Raw genomic sequence first — 17,925 nt, forward strand, 5'->3', positions numbered from 1 at the left:
AGAAGGATCTACGTCATGACAGCCTGGTCCTGCCGCGCAGCGCTTCTTTGTGGCACCCTCATCCTGGGCGGCTCCGCCGCCGCGCAGGAGATCGCCGACAGCATCTACATGGGCGGCCCGATCCTGACGATCGACGACACCAACCCGGGGGCCGAGGCCGTCGCGGTGAAGGATGGGCTGATCCTTGCCGTGGGCGATCTGTCCGACATCACCCCCCACCAGGGCGACGCGACGGAGGTCATCGACCTGCGCGGCCGCGCGCTGCTGCCGGGCTTTGTCGACAGCCATGGCCACGTGGTCTTTGGCGGGCTGCAGGCGCTGTCGGCCAACCTGCTGGCGCCGCCTGACGGCACGGTCACCGACATCGCCAGCCTGCAGGACACCCTGCGCGGCTGGGCCGGGGACAACGCCGCGGCGGTGGACCAGATGCAGATGATCATCGGCTTCGGCTACGACAACGCCCAGCTGGCCGAGCTGCGCCATCCGACGCGGCAGGATCTCGACGCGGTCTCGACCGAGGTTCCGGTGATCATCGTGCACCAGTCGGGCCACCTGGGCGTGGCCAATTCGAAGCTGCTGGAGATGGCCGGGGTCGACAGCGACACGCCGGACCCGGCGGGTGGCGTGATCCAGCGCGCCGCGGACGGCACGCCGAACGGGGTGCTCGAGGAATATGCCTTCTTCAACACGCTTGTGCCGCTGCTGGGCGATTTCGGGTCCGAGGGGCTGGATGCCTTCGCGCGCGCGGGGGCCGGGATGTGGGCCAGCTTCGGCTATACGACGGCGCAGGACGGCCGGTCCTCGGGCGGGATCGTCGAGGCGCTGAAGCGGATCGACGCGGCGGGCAACCTGCCGATCGACGTGATTGCCTACCCGGATGTGCTGGAAGCGCCGGACTACATCGAGGCCAATGTCTCGACCGATTACACCGGCCATGTGCGCGTGGGCGGCTGCAAGCTGACCATCGACGGCTCGCCCCAGGGCTTCACCGCCCTGCGCGACCGGCCCTATTACGAGCCGGTGGGCGATTACCCGGCCGGCTACGCGGGCTATGCCGCCATCGACATGCAGCAGACCCAGGACGCGGTGAACTGGTGCTACGAACGCGGCATCCAGGTTATTACCCATGCCAATGGCGAGGGCGCCTCGGACATGCTGATCGCCGCGCTGAAATCGGCGCAGGAGACCTATGGCGATCCGGGCAACCGCCCCGTGCTGATCCACGGCCAGTTCTTGCGCGAGGACCAGGTGGACAGCTTCCGCGACCTGGACGTCTTCATGTCGCTCTTCCCGATGCATACGTTCTACTGGGGCGACTGGCACCGCGATCACACGGTGGGGCCGGTGAATGCCGACAACATCTCGCCCACCGGCTGGGTGCGGACGCGGGGCATGATGTTCGGCTCGCACCATGACGCGCCGGTGGCTTTGCCCGACAGCATGCGGATCCTGGACGCGACGGTGACGCGGAGGACGCGGTCTGGCGACATCCTGGGGCCCGACCAGCGGGTCGACGTGATGACGGCGCTGAAGGCGATGACGATCTGGCCGGCCTGGCAGCAGTTCGAGGAGGACCGCAAGGGCAGCATCGAGGTCGGCAAGCTGGCCGATTTCGTGATCCTGTCGGATGATCCGACGGCGGTGGACCCCGAGACGCTGGACCAGCTGCAGGTGATGGCGACGATCAAGGACGGCGTTCGGATCTTTGAGGCGGCCGAGGGCGAGCAGAAGGGCGAGCTGCGCCGCCTGCCGCTGATGGACGACCCGGTGACGGCGCACCGCTTCATGCACGCCATGACCCGCGGCTTCGGTGTCGAACGCGCGCCGGGCTGCATGCTGTCCGAGGCCGCCTGCCGCGGCCTCTTCGGCGGCCTCTACACCCGCATGTGACAGGTCAGGCCCGGCCCGCGCTGCGCGCGCGGGCCGGGGGCTTCGGTAGCCTCGCTGCGCTCGGATATCCTTGCTGGCGGCGCTCGCTTCGCTCGCGCCGGGCCGGCGGGGGCCGCGCTTCGCGTGGCAGGACGGGCACAAGGACCGGGCCACGCGGCAGACTTGCCCCGCGAACCGGCCCGGCGAGGGCCATGCGAATTCTGAACGAATTCCTAATCCGCCGCTGTAACCCCTTGAAATCCCTCAACCGGCGTCGTGTCCCACGCGTGGGACATGGCTTGCATCCCGCGCTCCCCTTGCCCTTGCCCCGCCCCCTGGCCTATATCCGCCGACAGAATTCATCCCGAGACGTCCGCAGGGGAGAGACCCACATGGCCGGCCATTCAAAATGGGCCAACATCCAGCATCGGAAGGGGCGCCAGGACGCGGCCCGGTCGAAGCTGTTTTCGAAGCTGTCGAAAGAGATCACCGTCGCCGCGAAGATGGGCGACCCCGACCCCGAGAAGAACCCGCGCCTGCGCCTGGCGGTGAAGGAGGCCAAGTCGAACTCGGTCCCCAAGGACGTGATCGACCGCGCGATCAAGAAGGCGACCGGCGGCGACAGCGAGGATTACGAGGAAATCCGCTACGAGGGCTATGGCCCCAACGGCGTGGCGGTCATCGTCGAGGCGATGACCGACAACCGCAACCGCACCGCTTCGAACGTCCGGTCCACCTTCTCCAAGAACGGCGGCAACCTGGGCGAGACGGGCTCGGTGGGCTTCATGTTCGAACGCAAGGGCGAGGTGACCTACCCCGCTGACGCGGGCGACGCCGACGCGGTCTTCGAGGCGGCGATCGAGGCGGGCGCCGAGGACGTGGAAAGCTCGGAAGAGGGGCACGTGATCTGGTGCGCCGATACCGACCTGAACGACGTGGCGACCGCGCTTGAAAGCGCACTGGGCGAGAGCGAGAGCACCAAGCTGGTGTGGAAGCCCACCACCACGACGGAGATGGACCTCGACAACATGCAGAAGCTGATGAAGCTGATCGATGCGCTGGAAGACGACGATGACGTGCAGCGCGTGACGACGAACTTCGAAGCCTCGGACGAGGTCATGGAAGCGCTGTGATCCGGCGCTGAGACAGGAACCGGCGGCTCCCTTCGGGGGGCCATTTTCTTTTGCGGCAGGCTATGTGCCAGATGCGCGCCGCCCCCCGGAGACCCGGCGCGGCCGGGATCTCCGTTACAGGGAGGCGCGACAGGGATCAGCCGCTGACGTAGGGGGTGTCCTTGCGGGGCCGCCAGAAGACCTTCTGGTTGTGCAGCTTGCCCAGAAGCTCGTGCGTCTCGGTCAGCTCGGTCTGGATATCGTCCAGCTCGGCCGCGCGGGTCGCTTCGTCCATCTCCTGTGCCAGCAGGCGCAGGCGCTTCAGCGACAGGTCCTTCTTGGCCTGCTGCAGGGCGTTTTCGATCAGTTCCATGTCCTGCAGGCCGAGTTCGAAATTGCGGTTGTACTTGCCCAAGAATCCTCTCCCGGTGTGGAGTTTCCGATAGGAAATCCATGGGACAAATGGAGACATTTCGCAAGCGCGATTGGTTGCGACGTATCATATTCCCGCTGCGACATAAGCAACGCTTATCGTGCTGGCGCGGGATCGGGCAGGCGGGCCGCCAGCTTGACCGGGGCGGCGTCACGCGGCGAAGCGCCGGGATGGACGCCCCGGGGCGGCCTTGCTACGGGAGGGCGAACCTGACGGGATTGCGCACATGATGTCATCGGCCCTTGCCGGCTTTGCGCTGGGATTGTCGCTGATTCTGGCGATCGGCGCCCAGAACGCCTATGTGCTGCGCCAGGGGCTGCGGCGCGAGCACGTGTTCTGGGTCTGCCTGACCTGCGCGGTGTCGGATGCGGCCCTGATCCTGGCCGGCGTCACCGGGTTCGGCGCCCTGGCCGAGCGCTGGCCCTGGTTTGCCGAAGCGATGCGCTGGGGCGGGGTCGCCTTCCTGCTGGTCTACGGTCTGCGCAGTTTCCGCGCGGCGCTGGCGGGCGGAGAGACCCTGCGCGCCGAGGGGCAGGAGCCGGTGCGGTTGCGTGCGGTGGTGCTGACCATGCTGGCGCTGACCTGGCTGAACCCGCATGTCTACCTGGATACCGTGGTGCTGCTGGGCTCGGTCTCGGCACAATATCCCAGCGGGACGGGCTTTGCCCTGGGCGCGACGCTGGCCAGCTTCGTCTTCTTCTTCGCGCTGGGGTATGGCGCGCGGGCGCTGGCACCGGTCTTTGCGCGGCCCCGCGCCTGGCAATGGCTGGACGCGGGCGTGGGCCTGGTGATGTGGGCCATCGCCCTGAAACTCGTGCTGATGTAATCCACTTGCGCCGAGCATGTAATCTGGTGTTCATGGCCGCATGCCAAATCCTGCTCCGTCCCGCCCCCTTGCCGGTATCCTGTGGATGCTGGTCACCGGGCTTTGTTTCGTTGCCGTCACCGCGCTGGTGAAGGTGCTGGGCCCCCGCATTCCTGCGGTGGAATCGGCCTTTCTGCGCTATGTGATCGGCCTTGTCCTGCTGACCCCGCTGCTGTTGCGGCTGAAGATCCGCGAGCTTGGCTGGGAGATGCAGGGGCTGTTCGCGGTGCGGGGGATCCTGCACGCGGTCGGCGTGGGCTGCTGGTTCTTCGCGATGGCGCGGATCCCGATCGCCGAGGTGACGGCGCTGAACTACCTGTCGCCGGTCTATGTGACGATCGGGGCGGCGATCTTCCTGGGCGAGACGCTGGCGCTGCGCCGGATCCTGGCGGTTGTGGCGGCGCTGGTCGGGATGGTGATCATCCTGCGCCCGGGGTTCCGCGAAGTCGGGCCGGGGCAGATCGCGATGCTGTTCACCGGGCTCGTCTTCGGCATCTCCTACCTGATGACCAAGGTGCTGGCGGACCGGGCCGACGCGGCGATGGTGGTCGCGATGCTGTCGGTCTGGGTGGCGATCAGCCTGGCGCCGGTGGCTCTGATGCACTGGGTCTGGCCGACCTGGGCCGAGTTGGGGATCCTGCTGTGTGTCGCCTTTTTCGCGACGGCGGGGCATTTCACCATGACCCTGGCGATGAAGGCGGCCCCGGTGGCGGTGACGCAGCCGGTCACCTTCCTGCAGCTGATCTGGGCGACCCTGCTGGGCGTCGCCGTCTTTGCCGAGCCGGTGGATGGCTGGGTGATGGTCGGCGGCGGGGTGATCCTGGCCTCGGTCAGCTATATCGCCTGGCGGGAGGCGAAGCTGAAGCGGCGGAGCGTGACGCCGGCGGTGCCGGCAACGAAGGGGTAGGGTGCCCGTGCGCTTCACTGAGGTGATCCAAGCAGGTTTGCAGGGGGCTTGAGAGCACCCGGCCCATAGCGATAGCGGCCTGCTGCGTTGGACACCAGGATTATCCGAAACCGGAGCCGGGCCAGTGGCGGCCCGCGGGATGCCGCCGCACTGTCTGTGCGGGTGCGCTTTATGGTGCAATGACCCTCCTCGCGGGGAGGTCTCTCCAGGCTTCACCAAAGCGGCAGCCCGTGGGGGCGGGCCGCCGCTGGCCCGGCGCCTTCGGCTTGTTCCGGGCCGGGTTCGGAACGTCGGCCTTGCTCTTTCTCAGGGACCAGAGACGGCGTTTTCGGTGGTGGTTGCTGGACCAGGGGCCCGCGAGCCCAGATCGCGCAATAGAGCCTGGGCAGGGAGCGGCGCGCTCCCGTACCTGCGCACAGGACGCGACAGGCTACCCCCGGGGATCCAGCAGCTTCGCGAGGATCCCGTTGCGCGTGATCTGGCCCAGCAGCGCGCCGTTTTCCGTCACGCCCACGGGCGCAGTATGGCCCTGGGTCGCCTCCATCACCTCGCGGATCGTTGCCGTGGGGGGCACGCTGGTCTGCGGCACGGTATCCGCAGGCTCCATCACGTCGCGGGCCGACAGCACGCCCAAGGGGTTCATATGCGCCACGAATTCCGCCACGTAGTCGGTCGCGGGGTTCGAGAAGATGTCCTTCGGCGTGCCGTGCTGCACGATCCGCCCGCCCTCCATGATGGCGATCCGGTCGCCCAGCTTGAAGGCCTCGTCCAGGTCGTGGCTGACGAAGACGATTGTCCGGTTCAGCTTCTGTTGCAACTCGATCAACTCGTCCTGCAGCCGCGCGCGGATCAGCGGGTCGAGCGCCGAGAAGGGCTCGTCCATCAGCAGGATCGGCGCTTCGGTCGCGAAGGCGCGGGCGAGGCCAACGCGCTGCTGCATGCCGCCGGAGAGCTCTCCGACCTTGCGGTCGGCCCAGTCCGACAGGCCCACGAGCTCCAGCTGGTGGTCGACGCGCTTCGCCCGCTCGGCGCGGCGCAGCCCGGCCAGTTCGAGGCCCAGCCCGACGTTTTCGCGCACACTCCGCCAGGGCAGCAGGCCGAACTGCTGAAAGACCATCGCCACGCATTCCCGGCGCACCCGGCGCAGGTGCTCGGCGCTGGCCTGGGTGACATTGCAGGTCCAGTCGCCGTCGTTGATCGTGACCGAGCCGCGCACCACCGGGTTCAGCCCGTTGACCGCGCGCAGCAGCGTGGACTTGCCTGAGCCCGACAGCCCCATCAGCACCAGGATCTCGCCTTCCTCCACAGTGAGCGAGCAATCGTGGACGCCCAGCACCTGGCCAGTGGCTGACTGGATCTCGGACCGCTGCTGGCCCTCGTCCATCAGCGGCAGGGCGCGGTCGGGGTGATCGCCGAAGACGATCGAGACCTTGTCGAAGGAAACCGCGGTGCCCATCAGTCGCGCTCCATCCGCAGCATGCGGTCGAGCATGATGGCCACGACCACGATGATGAAGCCCGATTCAAAACCGAGCGCCGTGTTGACCTGGTTCAGCGCGCGCACCACCGGCACGCCCAGCCCGTCGGCGCCGACCAGCGCGGCGATCACCACCATGGACAGCGACAGCATGATGGTCTGGTTCAGCCCGGTCATGATCTGGGGCAGGGCATAGGGCAGTTCGACTTTCCACAGCGTCTGGCGCGGGGTGGCGCCAAAGGCCTGCGCGGCCTCCAGCAGCGCCTGCGGGGTCGAGGTCACGCCCAGGTGGGTCAGCCGGATCGGCGCGGGCAGCACGAAGATCACCGTGGCGATCAGGCCCGGCACCATGCCGATGCCGAAGAAGACGATGGCGGGGATGAGATACACGAAGGTCGGCAGGGTCTGCATCAGGTCCAGCACCGGGCGCATGGCCTTGTAAAGCCGCGGCCGGTGGGCGGCGGCGATGCCGATGGGCGTGCCCACGCCCATGCAGACGATGCAGGCGCACAGCACCAGCGTCAGGCTTTCCAGCGTCTCTTCCCAATAGCCCTGGTTGAGGATGAAGAGAAAGCCCAGCACGACGAACAGGACGGTCTGCCAGCGGCGCTGCAGCGCCCAGGTGAGGCCCGCGAAGATCGCGACGATGATCAGCGGGTGCGGGGTTTCCAGCGCCCAGAGGATGCCCTCGATCAGGTTGTCGAGCGCGTCCGAGAGCCCGTCAAAGAACCAGCCGCCCCGGTCCTGCAGGAAATCGAAAACCGCGCTGGCCCACTGGCCCACGGGGATCTTGTGCTCGGTCAGCCAGTTCATGCGGTGGCGTCCTCCAGAAAACGGCTGTCACCGATCGCCCAGGCCAGGCGTAGGCGCAGGCCTTCGGGCAACAGAAGATCCGTTGTTGCGTCGTTGGTGGCCCCGTCCGAGATCCACCGGATGAATGCGTTGAAATCCTCGGCCCAGGCCTTCGTCGGGCTGAAGGATTGCACGATCATTGCAGCCATCGGCCTGTGAAACCGGCGTGCCTCGACGATGGCGGCTGCGGTCCGGTGAAACAACTGGTAGCGCAGTTCGGGCGGGGGATCGGACCGGCCGAACCAACTGCAGATCGTTCCGATCCTCTCGCGCTTGTTCGCCGAGGGGGAGGGGCCCAGCCATTCGCCAAGGGTCGGGCCGAAGGGTTCGTTGACCTTCGCCTCGATGGCGACCGCCTGGTCCGTACCATCGGCACGGGTCAGGGCGAACACATCGCATTGAGACGGGTAGCCCTGGCCGGGCATGGGGACCTTGTGCTCCACAATGGCCAGTTGCAGCTCGACTTCGGTTCCCAGAGCAGAGGCGACTTCCGGAGGAAAACCGGCTTCCCAGGACTGCGCGGCGGCCATGGCGGAATAGCCCGCTCTCCACTGCCTGTCCGGATCAACCAGAAGATCCCGCCAATCGGCGGGACCCCCGGTTTTCCTGTAAACGGCCAACGCGCCTTACTCCAGCGCGGCCGTGACCGCTGCCATGGCGTCGCCGCCGTCCTTGGTGGTCACGCCGTCCAGCCAGCCTTCGAGCACGAAGGGGTTGGTCGCGAGCCAGGCCCGGGCGGCTTCCTGCGCATCTTCGCCGTCGTCAAGGATCGCGCCCATGATCTCGTTCTCCATGGCGAGCGAGAATTCGAGGTTTTCCAGCAGCTTGCCCACGTTGGGGCATTCCGAGACGTACCCGGCCCGTGTGTTGGTATAGACCGTGGCGCCGCCCAGGTTCGGGCCGAAGTAATCGTCGCCGCCGGTCAGGTAGGACATCTCGTAATTGGCGTTCATCGGATGCGGTTCCCAGCCCAGGAAGACGATCGGATCGCCGCGACGGTCGGCGCGGGCCACCTGCGCCAGCATCCCCTGTTCCGAGCTTTCCACCACCTCGAAGCCCGACAGGCCGAAGGCATCCGCCGCGATCATGTCCATGATGAGCCGGTTGCCGTCATTGCCCGGCTCGATGCCGTAGATCTCGCTGTCCAGCGCCTCGGCCTGGCCGGCGATATCGGCGAAATCCTTGATGCCCAGATCCGAGGCCGCCTTGTTGACCGCCAGCGTGTACTTGGCGCCCTCGAGGTTGGCGCGCACCGTGTCGACGGTGCCGGCGTCGCGGTAGGGGGCGATGTCGCCTTCCATGGTGGGCATCCAGTTGCCCAGGAACACGTCGATGTCGCCATCGGCCATCGATGTATAGGTCACCGGCACCGACAGCACCTTGATGTCGGTCTCGTACCCGAGGGCGTCCAGAACCACGGTCGTCGCCGCCGTGGTCGCGGTGATGTCGGTCCAGCCGACGTCCGAGAAGGTCACCGCATCGCAATCAGCCAGAGCGGGGGCCGCGGCCAGCACGGCCAGGGCCGAGATTGTCGTTTTCAGTCGCATACACAAGTCTCCCTGAAGTCTTCCTGTGGTCGTTGGTGTTCCCCGGTGAACCCGGGTGATTGACCGGAGGCTAGTCTTTTCTTGATTGACGAGTCAATAAACGCTTCCTACCCTCTGCCCGCACCGTACCCGAAAGGATCGCCGAATGCCCAAAGTTGGGATGGAACCCGTCCGACGCGACGCGCTGGTCCGGGCGACCATCGCCGAGATCGGGCAGGCGGGATCGCTGGATGTCACCGTAGCGCAGATCGCGCGGCGGGCGGGCATGTCTTCTGCGCTGGCGCATCATTATTTCGGCGGCAAGGCGCAGATCTTCCTGGCCGCGATGCGGCACATCCTGACCGAGTTCGGCGCCGAGGTGCGGCGCGAACTGATCGCGGCGCCCACCGACGCCAGGGCCGAGGCGATCATCGAGGCCAGCTTTGCGCCCGCCTCGTTCCGGAAGGAAAGCATCGGCGCCTGGATGACCTTCTACGTGCTGGCCCAGACCGAACCGCAGGCCCTGCGGCTCTGGCGGCTCTACCAGCGGCGGCTGCGGTCGAACCTGACCCACGCCCTGCGTCCCGTCTGCCGCGCGCCGGCGCAGGCCGCCGACACGCTTGCCGCGCTGATCGACGGTCTCTACATCCGCGCCGCCCTCAACGATCCCGAAGCGCCCGGCGAGGCGCGCGACCACGCCCTGCGCGTGCTCACCATGCTCAAGGACCAGCCCGCATGACCGCAAAGCCCAACCTCCTGATCCTGATGGTCGACCAGCTGAACGGCACGCTGTTTCCCGACGGGCCGGCCGACTGGCTGCATGCGCCCAACCTCAAGCGTCTCGCCGCGCGGTCGGTGCGCTTTGCCAATGCCTACACCGGCTCGCCCCTTTGCGCGCCCGGGCGGGCAAGCTTCATGTCCGGCCAGCTGCCGCGCCGCACCGGGGTCTACGACAATGCGGCCGAGTTCCGGTCCGATATCCCCACCTATGCGCATCACCTGCGCCGCGCGGGCTATTACACCTGCCTTTCGGGCAAGATGCATTTCGTCGGTCCCGACCAGCTGCACGGGTTCGAGGACCGGCTGACCACCGATATCTACCCGGCCGATTTCGGCTGGACCCCCGATTACCGCAAGCCGGGCGAACGGATCGACTGGTGGTATCACAACATGGGCTCGGTCACCGGCGCCGGCGTGGCCGAGATCACCAACCAGATGGAATACGATGACGAGGTCGCCTACATGGCCACCTCGAAGCTGTACGATCTGGCGCGCGGCAAGGACGAGAGGCCCTGGGCGCTGACCGTCAGCTTCACCCATCCGCATGATCCTTACGTGGCGCGGAAGAAATACTGGGATCTCTATGCGGATTGCGACCACCTGCTGCCCACGGTCGCCGATCCGGGTTATGACGCGCAGGATCCCCATTCCAAGCGCCTCTTCGACGCCAATGACTGGCGCAACTTCGACATCTCGCAAGAGGACATCCGCCGCTCGCGCCGGGCCTATTTCGCCAATATCTCCTATCTCGACGACAAGATCGGCGAGATCCTCCAGGTGCTGGAAGACACACGGCAGGAGGCCAATATCCTGTTCCTGTCCGACCACGGCGACATGCTGGGCGAGCGGGGGCTGTGGTTCAAGATGTCCTTCTACGAGGGGTCATCCCGCGTGCCGCTGATGATCTCGGCGCCGGGGCTGGAGCCTCAGCGGATCGACACGCCGGTGTCCACCATCGACATCACGCCGACACTGGGCGCGCTGGCGGGCGTCGACATGTCGGAAATCGCCCCCTGGACCGATGGCGAAAGCCTCGTGCCGCTGGCCCAGGGCACGCCGCGCAGCGCGCCCGTGGCGATCGAATATGCCGCCGAGGGCTCTTACACGCCGCTGGTCTGCCTGCGGCAGGGGCGGTGGAAATACACCCGCTGCACGCTTGATCCCGAACAGCTTTTCGACCTGGAGGCCGATCCGGGCGAGCTGACCAACCTCGCCGCCGACCCGGCCCATGCCGATACGCTGGAGGAGTTCCGCGCCATCGCCGATGCGCGCTGGGATCTGGCGGCCTACGATGCCGAGGTCCGCGCCAGCCAGGCGCGCCGCTGGGTGGTCTACGAGGCGCTGCGGCAGGGCGGCTATTACCCGTGGGATTACCAGCCGCTGCAGAAGGCGTCCGAGCGGTACATGCGCAATCACATGGATCTCAACATCCTGGAAGAGAGCCAGCGGTACCCCCGCGGCGAATGACACACCGGAATTTCAACGTCGTGCGACACGGTGGATCTGCCCGGACCGGGCTGCGGCCGCCCGATGACGAGGAAAGGGGCTGATATGGAAGCGGATTACGTGATCGTGGGGGCCGGCAGCGCGGGCTGCGCGCTGGCCTACCGGCTGTCCGAGGCCGGCGCCTCGGTCCTGGTGGTGGAACACGGCGGCTCGGACGCGGGGCCGTTCATCCAGATGCCGGGGGCGCTCAGCTACCCGATGAACATGGCGCGCTACGATTGGGGTTACCGCGCCGAGCCCGAGCCGAAGCTGGGCGGACGCGCCCTGGCCTGTCCGCGCGGCAAGGTGATCGGCGGGTCGTCGTCGATCAACGGGATGGTCTACGTGCGCGGCCATGCGAGGGATTACGATCACTGGTCCGCATCCGGCGCGCGCGGCTGGGGCCATGCCGATGTGCTGCCCTATTTCGAGCGCATGGAAAACTGGCACGACGGCGGCCATGGCGGCGATCCCGACTGGCGCGGCACCGACGGCCCGCTGCATGTCACCCGCGGCACCCGCGAGAACCCGCTGCATGCCGCCTTTGTCGAGGCCGGCGCCCAGGCCGGCTATCCCCTGACCGAGGATTACAACGGCCGCCAGCAGGAGGGCTTTGGCCCGATGGAGCAGACGGTCTGGAAGGGCCGGCGCTGGTCGGCGGCCAATGCCTATCTCAAGCCCGCGCTGAAACGGGACAATTGCGACATCATCCGCGCCATGGTGACCCGCGTGGTCATCGAGGACGGCCGCGCCACCGGCGTGGAACTTGCCGGCCGCGCCCCGGTGAAGGCCCGGCGCGAGGTGATCCTGGCGGCCTCTTCGATCAATTCGCCCAAGATCCTGATGCTGTCGGGCATCGGCCCGGCCACGCATCTGGCCGAGCTTGGCATTCCCGTCGTGGCCGACCGCCCCGGTGTGGGCGCCAACCTGCAGGACCACCTGGAGGTCTACGTGCAGATGGCGTCGAGCCAGCCGATCACGCTTTACCGTTACTGGAACCTGATGGGAAAGGCGCGGGTGGGCGCGCAATGGCTGTTCACCGGCAAGGGGCCTGGGGCGTCGAACCAGTTCGAAAGCTGCGCCTTCATCCGCTCGCGCGCGGGCGTGGATTATCCCGACATCCAGTACCATTTCCTGCCCATCGCCGTGCGCTACGACGGCCAGGCCGCGGCCGAGGGCCATGGCTTTCAGGCCCATGTGGGCCCGATGCGCTCGAAAAGCCGGGGCCGGGTCCGGCTGCGCTCGGGCGCGGCCGAGGATGCGCCGGTGATCCGCTTCAACTACATGGCGCATGACGAGGACTGGGCCGATTTCCGCGCCTGCATCCGCCTGACGCGCGAGATCTTCGGGCAGGAGGCCTTTGCCCCCTTCGTCAGCCACGAGATCCAGCCCGGCGCCGAGCTGCAGAGCGACGCCGAGATCGACGGCTTCATCCGCGATCATGCCGAAAGCGCCTATCACCCCTGCGGGACCTGCCGGATGGGGGCGGCCAGCGATCCGCGGTCCGTCGTGGATCCCGAAGGGCGCGTGATCGGGGTCGAGGGGCTGCGCGTGGCCGACAGTTCGATCTTTCCGCGCATCACCAACGGCAACCTGAACGGCCCGTCGATCATGGTGGGCGAGAAGATGTCCGACCACATCCTGGGCCGAGATCCGCTGCCGCGGTCGGACAAGCGGCCCTGGATCAATCCCGATTGGCGGACCGCGCAACGTTGATCAGGATCAAGGTGGCGCTTAGGTGAAGTGCATAGCGTGACGCAGAACTTCAGGAAGGAAGACGAGATGTCCCACACCCCGCACGAGCTGACCGAGGAATTCCCCGACATGGTCGAGAAAATGCACGCGCTGAAGACCAGCGATGCGCATTTCTCGAAGATGTACGAGGAGTACCATCAGCTGAACCGTGCCATCCACCGCGCCGAGACCAATGTCGAGCCGATGGAAGACCTGGCCGAGGGCGAGATGCGCAAGAAGCGCGCCGCGCTGAAGGACGAGATCTACGCCTATCTCAAGGAAAAGGCCTGATCTTCGGCCCGGGCGGGCAGCGCGCGCGACGCGGCTGACCCGGCCCGTTCCGCCCGTGCCTCAGCGCACGGTGTAGGGCAGCACCCCGCGCCGGTCGGCCTCGATGGTCAGCCGGCGTTCGAGCGGCGGGACCGACCTTTGATGGCAGGTCCGCCGTTCGCAGATCCGGCAGGAAATGCCGATCGGCTCGAAGGCCTGTGCATTGGAGATGTCCAGCCCTTCCGCATAGACGAGGGACCCCGCGTGGCGGACCTCGCATCCCAGTGAAATCGCGTAGCGCCTGACCGGTGCGCCGAAGGCGCCGCCGGGCTTCGACACGTCACAGGCGATGGAGATATAGCGCACCCCGTCCGGGGTTTCCGCCAGCTGGCGCAGGAAGCGGCCCGGGGTCTCAAAAGCCCGGTGCACGTTCCACAGCGGACAGGCGCCGCCGAAGCGGGCGAATTGCAGCCGCGTGGCGGAATGGCGTTTCGTGATCGTGCCGGCCTGGTCGACGCGGACGAAGAAGAACGGGATCCCCTTGGCGCCAGGGCGCTGCAGGGTCGAGAGCCGGTGGCAGATCTGTTCGATCGAGGCGCCGAACCGGCGCGACAGGCGTTCCAGGTCGTGGCGGTCGCTTTGCGCCGCCTCCAGGAAGCGTCGGTAGGGCATCAGCGCGGCGCCGGCGAAGTAATTGGCCAGCCCGATCTTGGCGATGGCCCGGGCCTCTTCGCTTTGGAACCGGGCGAAATCCAGCGTGGCCTCCAGCAGCTTGTCCTGCCGCAGAAGAGCGAGTTGCAGCAGCACCTGGAACAGCCGGGTTTCCGGTGCGGCGCGGGACGAAAGCGCCAGCGTGCCGGTGTCGGGATCGAAGCGGCGCAGGTCCTCCATGTCGTCGAGCGTGACGGTGATGCCCATGCCGGTCAGCACCGCCTCGGCATGGGCGGCGATACCCCCCGAGGCTTCGCCCTGCGTGGCAAAGCTTTCGGCGGCGTGGTCCACCGCGTCGATGTAATTGTCGCAGTAATGGAAGAAGTCGCGCACCTCGTCCCAGGGCGAGGCCTGCACCCGGGCATCCTCGCGCCCCAGCGCCTCGTCCAGCGAGGCGAGGCGTTCATGGGTCTGGCGATAGGCGCGGTGCAGCTCGATCACCGCACGGGCCAGCGCCGGGGCGTTGGAGGCGGTCAGCCGCAGGTCGGCCAGCGGTGGCGAGATATCGGCCAGCACCGGATCGGCCAGGATCTCGCGCAGGTCCGAGACCAGGCGCTCGCTGTCGCCGGTCGAAAGCTCGGTCACGTCGATGCCGAACTCCTGCGCCAGCGCCAGCACGACAGAGGTGCTGACGGGGCGGTTGTTGTTCTCCATCTGGTTCAGATAGGGCAGCGAGACCCCGAGCTTGGCGGCGAAATCCTTCTGGGTCAGGGACATCCGCGTGCGGATCTCGCGCAGCTTGGCGCCGGCATAGAGTTTCTGGGTGGCCATGAGGCGTCTTTGCAAAATGTCGCTTTGTTGAGAGCTTAGGTTTGCAAAGATGGGGAGGCAAGAGGGGGGCGCTGCCCCCGTCCGCTGCGCGGACTCCCCCGGAGGTATTTGGGCCAAGAAGAACGGGGTGGTGTGCCCGGAGGCCTGGCCGGGGGTTATGCGCCGGCCAGCTCCAGCCGGCGTTCGCGGCGGATCACCAGGAAGATGGCCAGCACGCCCAGCAGAGAGGAGACCAGCATCAGCAGGAGCAGCGGGTAGGCGCCGGTTTCGTGCGTGAGGAGCGAGCCGGCGAGGGCGGAGAGCGCCGCGCCGCCACCGATCATCAGCGCGCCGCCGAGGCCCGAGGCGGTGCCGGCCAGGTGCGGGCGGACCGAAAGCATGCCGGCCGTGGCGTTGGGGATCGCCAGCCCGTTGCCCAGGCCGATGAAGGTCATGAAGCCGAAGAACAGCAGGGCGGTGCCGAAGCCCATGGCGAAGAGTGCCAGGCTGAGCGCCATGCCGGTCGCGCAGGTGAGGCAGCCCCAGAGCACCATCCGGTTGACCCCGATCACCTGGGCGTAGCGCCCGGTCAGGAAGTTGCCGAGGAAATAGCCGATCGCGGGGGCGCCGAAATACAGGCCGAGCGCCTGCGGGCTGAGGCTGAAGATCTCGGATCCCACGAAGGGCGCGCCGCCGAGGTAGCTGAAGAAGCTGCCCGAGCAGAGCGCGCAGGCCAGGGCGTAACCCCAGAAGCGCGGAGAGGTCAGCAGCTCGGGGTATTCGCGGATCTGGTCGCGGAAGGAGGTGCCGGTGTTTTGAGCGGATTCGCCCTGGTCGATCCAGCAGAGCCAGAGCACCAGTGCGCCGGAGATGAAGAGCAGCCAGAAGCTGCCGCGCCAGCCCATGACGGAATCGATCGCTCCGCCGATCGCGGGGCTGATCATCGGCGCCACCGCCATGCCCATGGTGACATAGCCGATCGTGCTGGCGGCCTTGTCCTGGGGATGGATGTCGCGAATGATCGCGCGGCTGAGCACGAGGCCGACGCTGACCACCGCCTGGCACATGCGGAAGATCAGGAAGACGGTCGCGTTCGGGGCAAAGATGCAGCCCAGCGTTGCCACGAGGAACAGGGCAAAGCCTGTCAGAACCACGGGGCGCCGGCCGAACCGGTCCGAGATCGGACCGATGAAGACTTGCAGCACCGCGTTGGCGCCAAGGTAGAGCGAAACCGACAGGCTCATGATCCGGTACTCCGTGTCGAAATACGCGGTCATGTTCGGAAGGCTGGGCAGGAAGATGTTCATCGTCAGGGCCGAGATCGAGCACATGATGATGAGCGTCGCGATATGCGGCGGGCTCCGGCGGTCGAGGAACCTGATGGATGCATCTGTCATGCAGTTGCAATAGTCCTGTAATGGCATCTTGTCTATCGCGAACAGATGTGGCGGTTCAGCGAGGGGGCCAGGTGCATGTCAGGCGAATTAGCGGATTTGCATTATGCAATCATCGATATGGTAATAGTTTGCAAATATTCCGTTTCCTTCTTTGGACGGAGGGTCGGTGCCTGTATGGTCCACCGGAAACCGGGAAGAGGGGCGAGAGATGAAGGATATTCTGGCAGAGCTTGAATCCCGCCGCGATGCGGCGCGGGCAGGTGGCGGAGAGCGCCGGATCGATGCGCAGCACGCCCGGGGCAAGCTGACCGCCCGCGAACGCATCGACCTGCTGGTCGACGAGGGCAGCTTTGAAGAATTCGACATGTTCAAGGCGCATCGCTGTACCGATTTCGGCATGGAGACCCAGCGCCCCTATGGCGATGGCGTGATCACCGGCTGGGGCACGATCAACGGCCGGCTGGTCTATGTCTTCAGCCAGGATTTCACCGTCTTCGGTGGCTCGTTGTCGGAAACCCATGCCGAGAAGATCTGCAAGATCATGGATATGGCCGTGCGCAACGGCGCGCCGGTGGTCGGGCTGAACGATTCCGGCGGCGCGCGGATCCAGGAGGGCGTGGCGTCGCTCGCTGGCTATGCCGAGGTGTTCCAGCGCAATATCGAAGCCTCGGGCGTGGTGCCGCAGATCTCCGTCATCATGGGGCCCTGCGCGGGTGGCGCGGTCTATTCGCCGGCGATGACGGATTTCATCTTCATGGTGAAGGACAGCTCCTACATGTTCGTCACCGGCCCCGACGTGGTGAAGACGGTGACCAACGAACAGGTCACGGCCGAAGAGCTTGGCGGCGCTTCGACTCATACCAAGAAGAGCTCGGTCGCCGACGCGGCCTTCGAGAACGACGTGGAGGCGCTGGCCGAAGTGCGGCGCCTGGTCGACATGCTGCCCGCCTCGAACCGGGAAAAGCCCCCGGTGCGGCCCTTCTTCGACAGCCCGAACCGGGAGGACATGTCGCTGGATACGCTGGTGCCGGAAAATCCGAACCAGCCCTACGACATGAAGGAACTGATCCTGAAGACGGCCGACGAGGGCGATTTCTACGAGATCCAGGAAGATTTCGCGAAGAACATCATCACCGGCTTCATCCGGCTGGAAGGGCAGACCGTGGGTGTCGTGGCCAACCAGCCGATGGTGCTGGCCGGCTGCCTCGATATTGATTCAAGCCGCAAGGCCGCGCGGTTCGTGCGGTTCTGCGATTGCTTCGAAATCCCGATCCTGACCTTCGTCGACGTGCCGGGCTTCCTGCCGGGCACCGCGCAGGAATACGGCGGGGTCATCAAGCACGGCGCCAAGCTGCTCTTTGCCTATGGCGAGGCGACGGTGCCCAAGGTGACGGTGATCACGCGCAAGGCCTATGGCGGCGCCTATGACGTGATGGCGTCCAAGCATCTGCGCGGCGACGTGAACTATGCCTGGCCCACGGCCGAGATCGCGGTGATGGGCGCCAAGGGCGCGACCGAGATCATCCATCGCGCCGACCTGGGCAATCCCGAAAAGATCGCGGCCCATGCCAAGGATTACGAAGACCGGTTCGCCAACCCCTTCGTGGCGGCGGAACGCGGCTTCATCGACGACGTGATCATGCCGCATGGCACGCGCCGCCGTGTGTGCCGGGCCTTTGCCGCGCTGCGCAACAAGCGCGTCGAGAAGCCCTGGAAGAAACACGACAACATTCCATTGTAAGGCAGGTCCCGTGGGAG

At 66.6% G+C, this 17,925-nt stretch carries 16 protein-coding genes; 9 read left to right on the plus strand and 7 right to left on the minus strand.

Annotated elements, in window-relative coordinates:
* The first annotated feature begins 15 nt into the window (after window positions 1–15).
* Both ATO3_RS15030 and ATO3_RS15035 read left to right on the plus strand, forming a co-directional pair.
* Window positions 16–1,890 (plus strand): amidohydrolase, encoded by a 1,875-nt coding sequence (locus ATO3_RS15030; protein ID WP_088650684.1) that lies wholly within the window; start codon window positions 16–18, stop codon window positions 1,888–1,890.
* A 371-nt stretch (window positions 1,891–2,261) separates the two neighbouring features.
* Complete coding sequence (locus ATO3_RS15035; protein WP_088650685.1) at window positions 2,262–3,002, plus strand: YebC/PmpR family DNA-binding transcriptional regulator; 741 nt, start codon at window positions 2,262–2,264, stop codon at window positions 3,000–3,002.
* A 136-nt stretch (window positions 3,003–3,138) separates the two neighbouring features.
* On the opposite strand, the gene ATO3_RS15040 is transcribed toward ATO3_RS15035, so the two are convergent.
* Window positions 3,139–3,396, minus strand: a complete 258-nt coding sequence (locus ATO3_RS15040; RefSeq protein WP_088650686.1) for a hypothetical protein — start codon at window positions 3,394–3,396, stop codon at window positions 3,139–3,141.
* 244 nt (window positions 3,397–3,640) lie between these two features.
* On the opposite strand from ATO3_RS15040, the gene ATO3_RS15045 reads away from it, so the two are divergent.
* Together ATO3_RS15045 and ATO3_RS15050 are read left to right on the plus strand one after the other, a co-directional pair.
* Window positions 3,641–4,240: a LysE/ArgO family amino acid transporter gene (locus ATO3_RS15045; RefSeq protein ID WP_088650687.1), complete on the plus strand. Its 600-nt coding sequence runs from the start codon at window positions 3,641–3,643 to the stop codon at window positions 4,238–4,240.
* A 40-nt stretch (window positions 4,241–4,280) separates the two neighbouring features.
* Window positions 4,281–5,186 carry a DMT family transporter gene (locus ATO3_RS15050; protein ID WP_088650688.1) on the plus strand — a complete coding sequence of 302 codons (906 nt, stop codon included), beginning with the start codon at window positions 4,281–4,283 and terminating at the stop codon, window positions 5,184–5,186.
* A 430-nt stretch (window positions 5,187–5,616) separates the two neighbouring features.
* On the opposite strand, the gene choV is transcribed toward ATO3_RS15050, so the two are convergent.
* The 4 genes from choV to ATO3_RS15070 are packed head-to-tail and all read right to left on the minus strand — an operon-like array spanning window position 5,617 to window position 9,061.
* Window positions 5,617–6,642 (minus strand): choline ABC transporter ATP-binding protein, encoded by a 1,026-nt coding sequence (choV, locus tag ATO3_RS15055; protein WP_198963286.1) that lies wholly within the window; start codon window positions 6,640–6,642, stop codon window positions 5,617–5,619.
* A complete protein-coding gene (gene choW, locus ATO3_RS15060; protein ID WP_088650690.1) occupies window positions 6,642–7,475 on the minus strand; it encodes a choline ABC transporter permease subunit in 834 nt (277 codons plus the stop codon). The genes choV and choW overlap by 1 nt, the downstream gene beginning before the upstream one ends.
* A complete protein-coding gene (locus ATO3_RS15065) occupies window positions 7,472–8,134 on the minus strand; it encodes a DUF6946 family protein (RefSeq protein WP_088650691.1) in 663 nt (220 codons plus the stop codon). Before ATO3_RS15065 ends, choW begins: the two co-directional genes overlap by 4 nt.
* A gap of 6 nt (window positions 8,135–8,140) precedes the next feature.
* Entirely contained in the window at window positions 8,141–9,061 is a 921-nt protein-coding gene (locus ATO3_RS15070; RefSeq protein ID WP_088650692.1) for a choline ABC transporter substrate-binding protein, read from the minus strand.
* A 145-nt stretch (window positions 9,062–9,206) separates the two neighbouring features.
* On the opposite strand from ATO3_RS15070, the gene betI reads away from it, so the two are divergent.
* The 4 genes from betI (at window position 9,207) to ATO3_RS15090 (ending at window position 13,330) form a co-directional block, all read left to right on the plus strand.
* Window positions 9,207–9,779, plus strand: coding sequence for a choline-binding transcriptional repressor BetI (gene betI, locus ATO3_RS15075; protein WP_088650693.1), 573 nt, complete (start codon window positions 9,207–9,209; stop codon window positions 9,777–9,779).
* Window positions 9,776–11,287, plus strand: coding sequence for a choline-sulfatase (gene betC, locus ATO3_RS15080; protein ID WP_088650694.1), 1,512 nt, complete (start codon window positions 9,776–9,778; stop codon window positions 11,285–11,287). The genes betI and betC overlap by 4 nt, the downstream gene beginning before the upstream one ends.
* Window positions 11,288–11,371: 84 nt before the next feature.
* Entirely contained in the window at window positions 11,372–13,021 is a 1,650-nt protein-coding gene (betA, locus tag ATO3_RS15085) for a choline dehydrogenase (RefSeq protein WP_088650695.1), read from the plus strand.
* A 66-nt stretch (window positions 13,022–13,087) separates the two neighbouring features.
* Entirely contained in the window at window positions 13,088–13,330 is a 243-nt protein-coding gene (locus ATO3_RS15090) for a YdcH family protein (protein WP_088650696.1), read from the plus strand.
* 60 nt (window positions 13,331–13,390) lie between these two features.
* Here ATO3_RS15090 and ATO3_RS15095 read toward each other — a convergent pair whose 3' ends face one another.
* Window positions 13,391–14,791 (minus strand): helix-turn-helix domain-containing protein, encoded by a 1,401-nt coding sequence (locus ATO3_RS15095; protein WP_088650697.1) that lies wholly within the window; start codon window positions 14,789–14,791, stop codon window positions 13,391–13,393.
* Window positions 14,792–14,946: 155 nt separating this feature from the next.
* A complete protein-coding gene (locus tag ATO3_RS15100; protein WP_088650698.1) occupies window positions 14,947–16,167 on the minus strand; it encodes a multidrug effflux MFS transporter in 1,221 nt (406 codons plus the stop codon).
* Between the two features lie 208 nt (window positions 16,168–16,375).
* Here ATO3_RS15100 and ATO3_RS15105 point away from each other — a divergent pair, with 208 nt between their 5' ends.
* Complete coding sequence (locus ATO3_RS15105) at window positions 16,376–17,908, plus strand: acyl-CoA carboxylase subunit beta (protein WP_088650699.1); 1,533 nt, start codon at window positions 16,376–16,378, stop codon at window positions 17,906–17,908.
* Window positions 17,909–17,925 lie beyond the last annotated feature (17 nt).

The sequence above is a fragment of the Marinibacterium profundimaris genome (assembly GCF_002210095.1).
GTDB classification, from domain to species: Bacteria; Pseudomonadota; Alphaproteobacteria; order Rhodobacterales; family Rhodobacteraceae; genus Marinibacterium; species Marinibacterium profundimaris.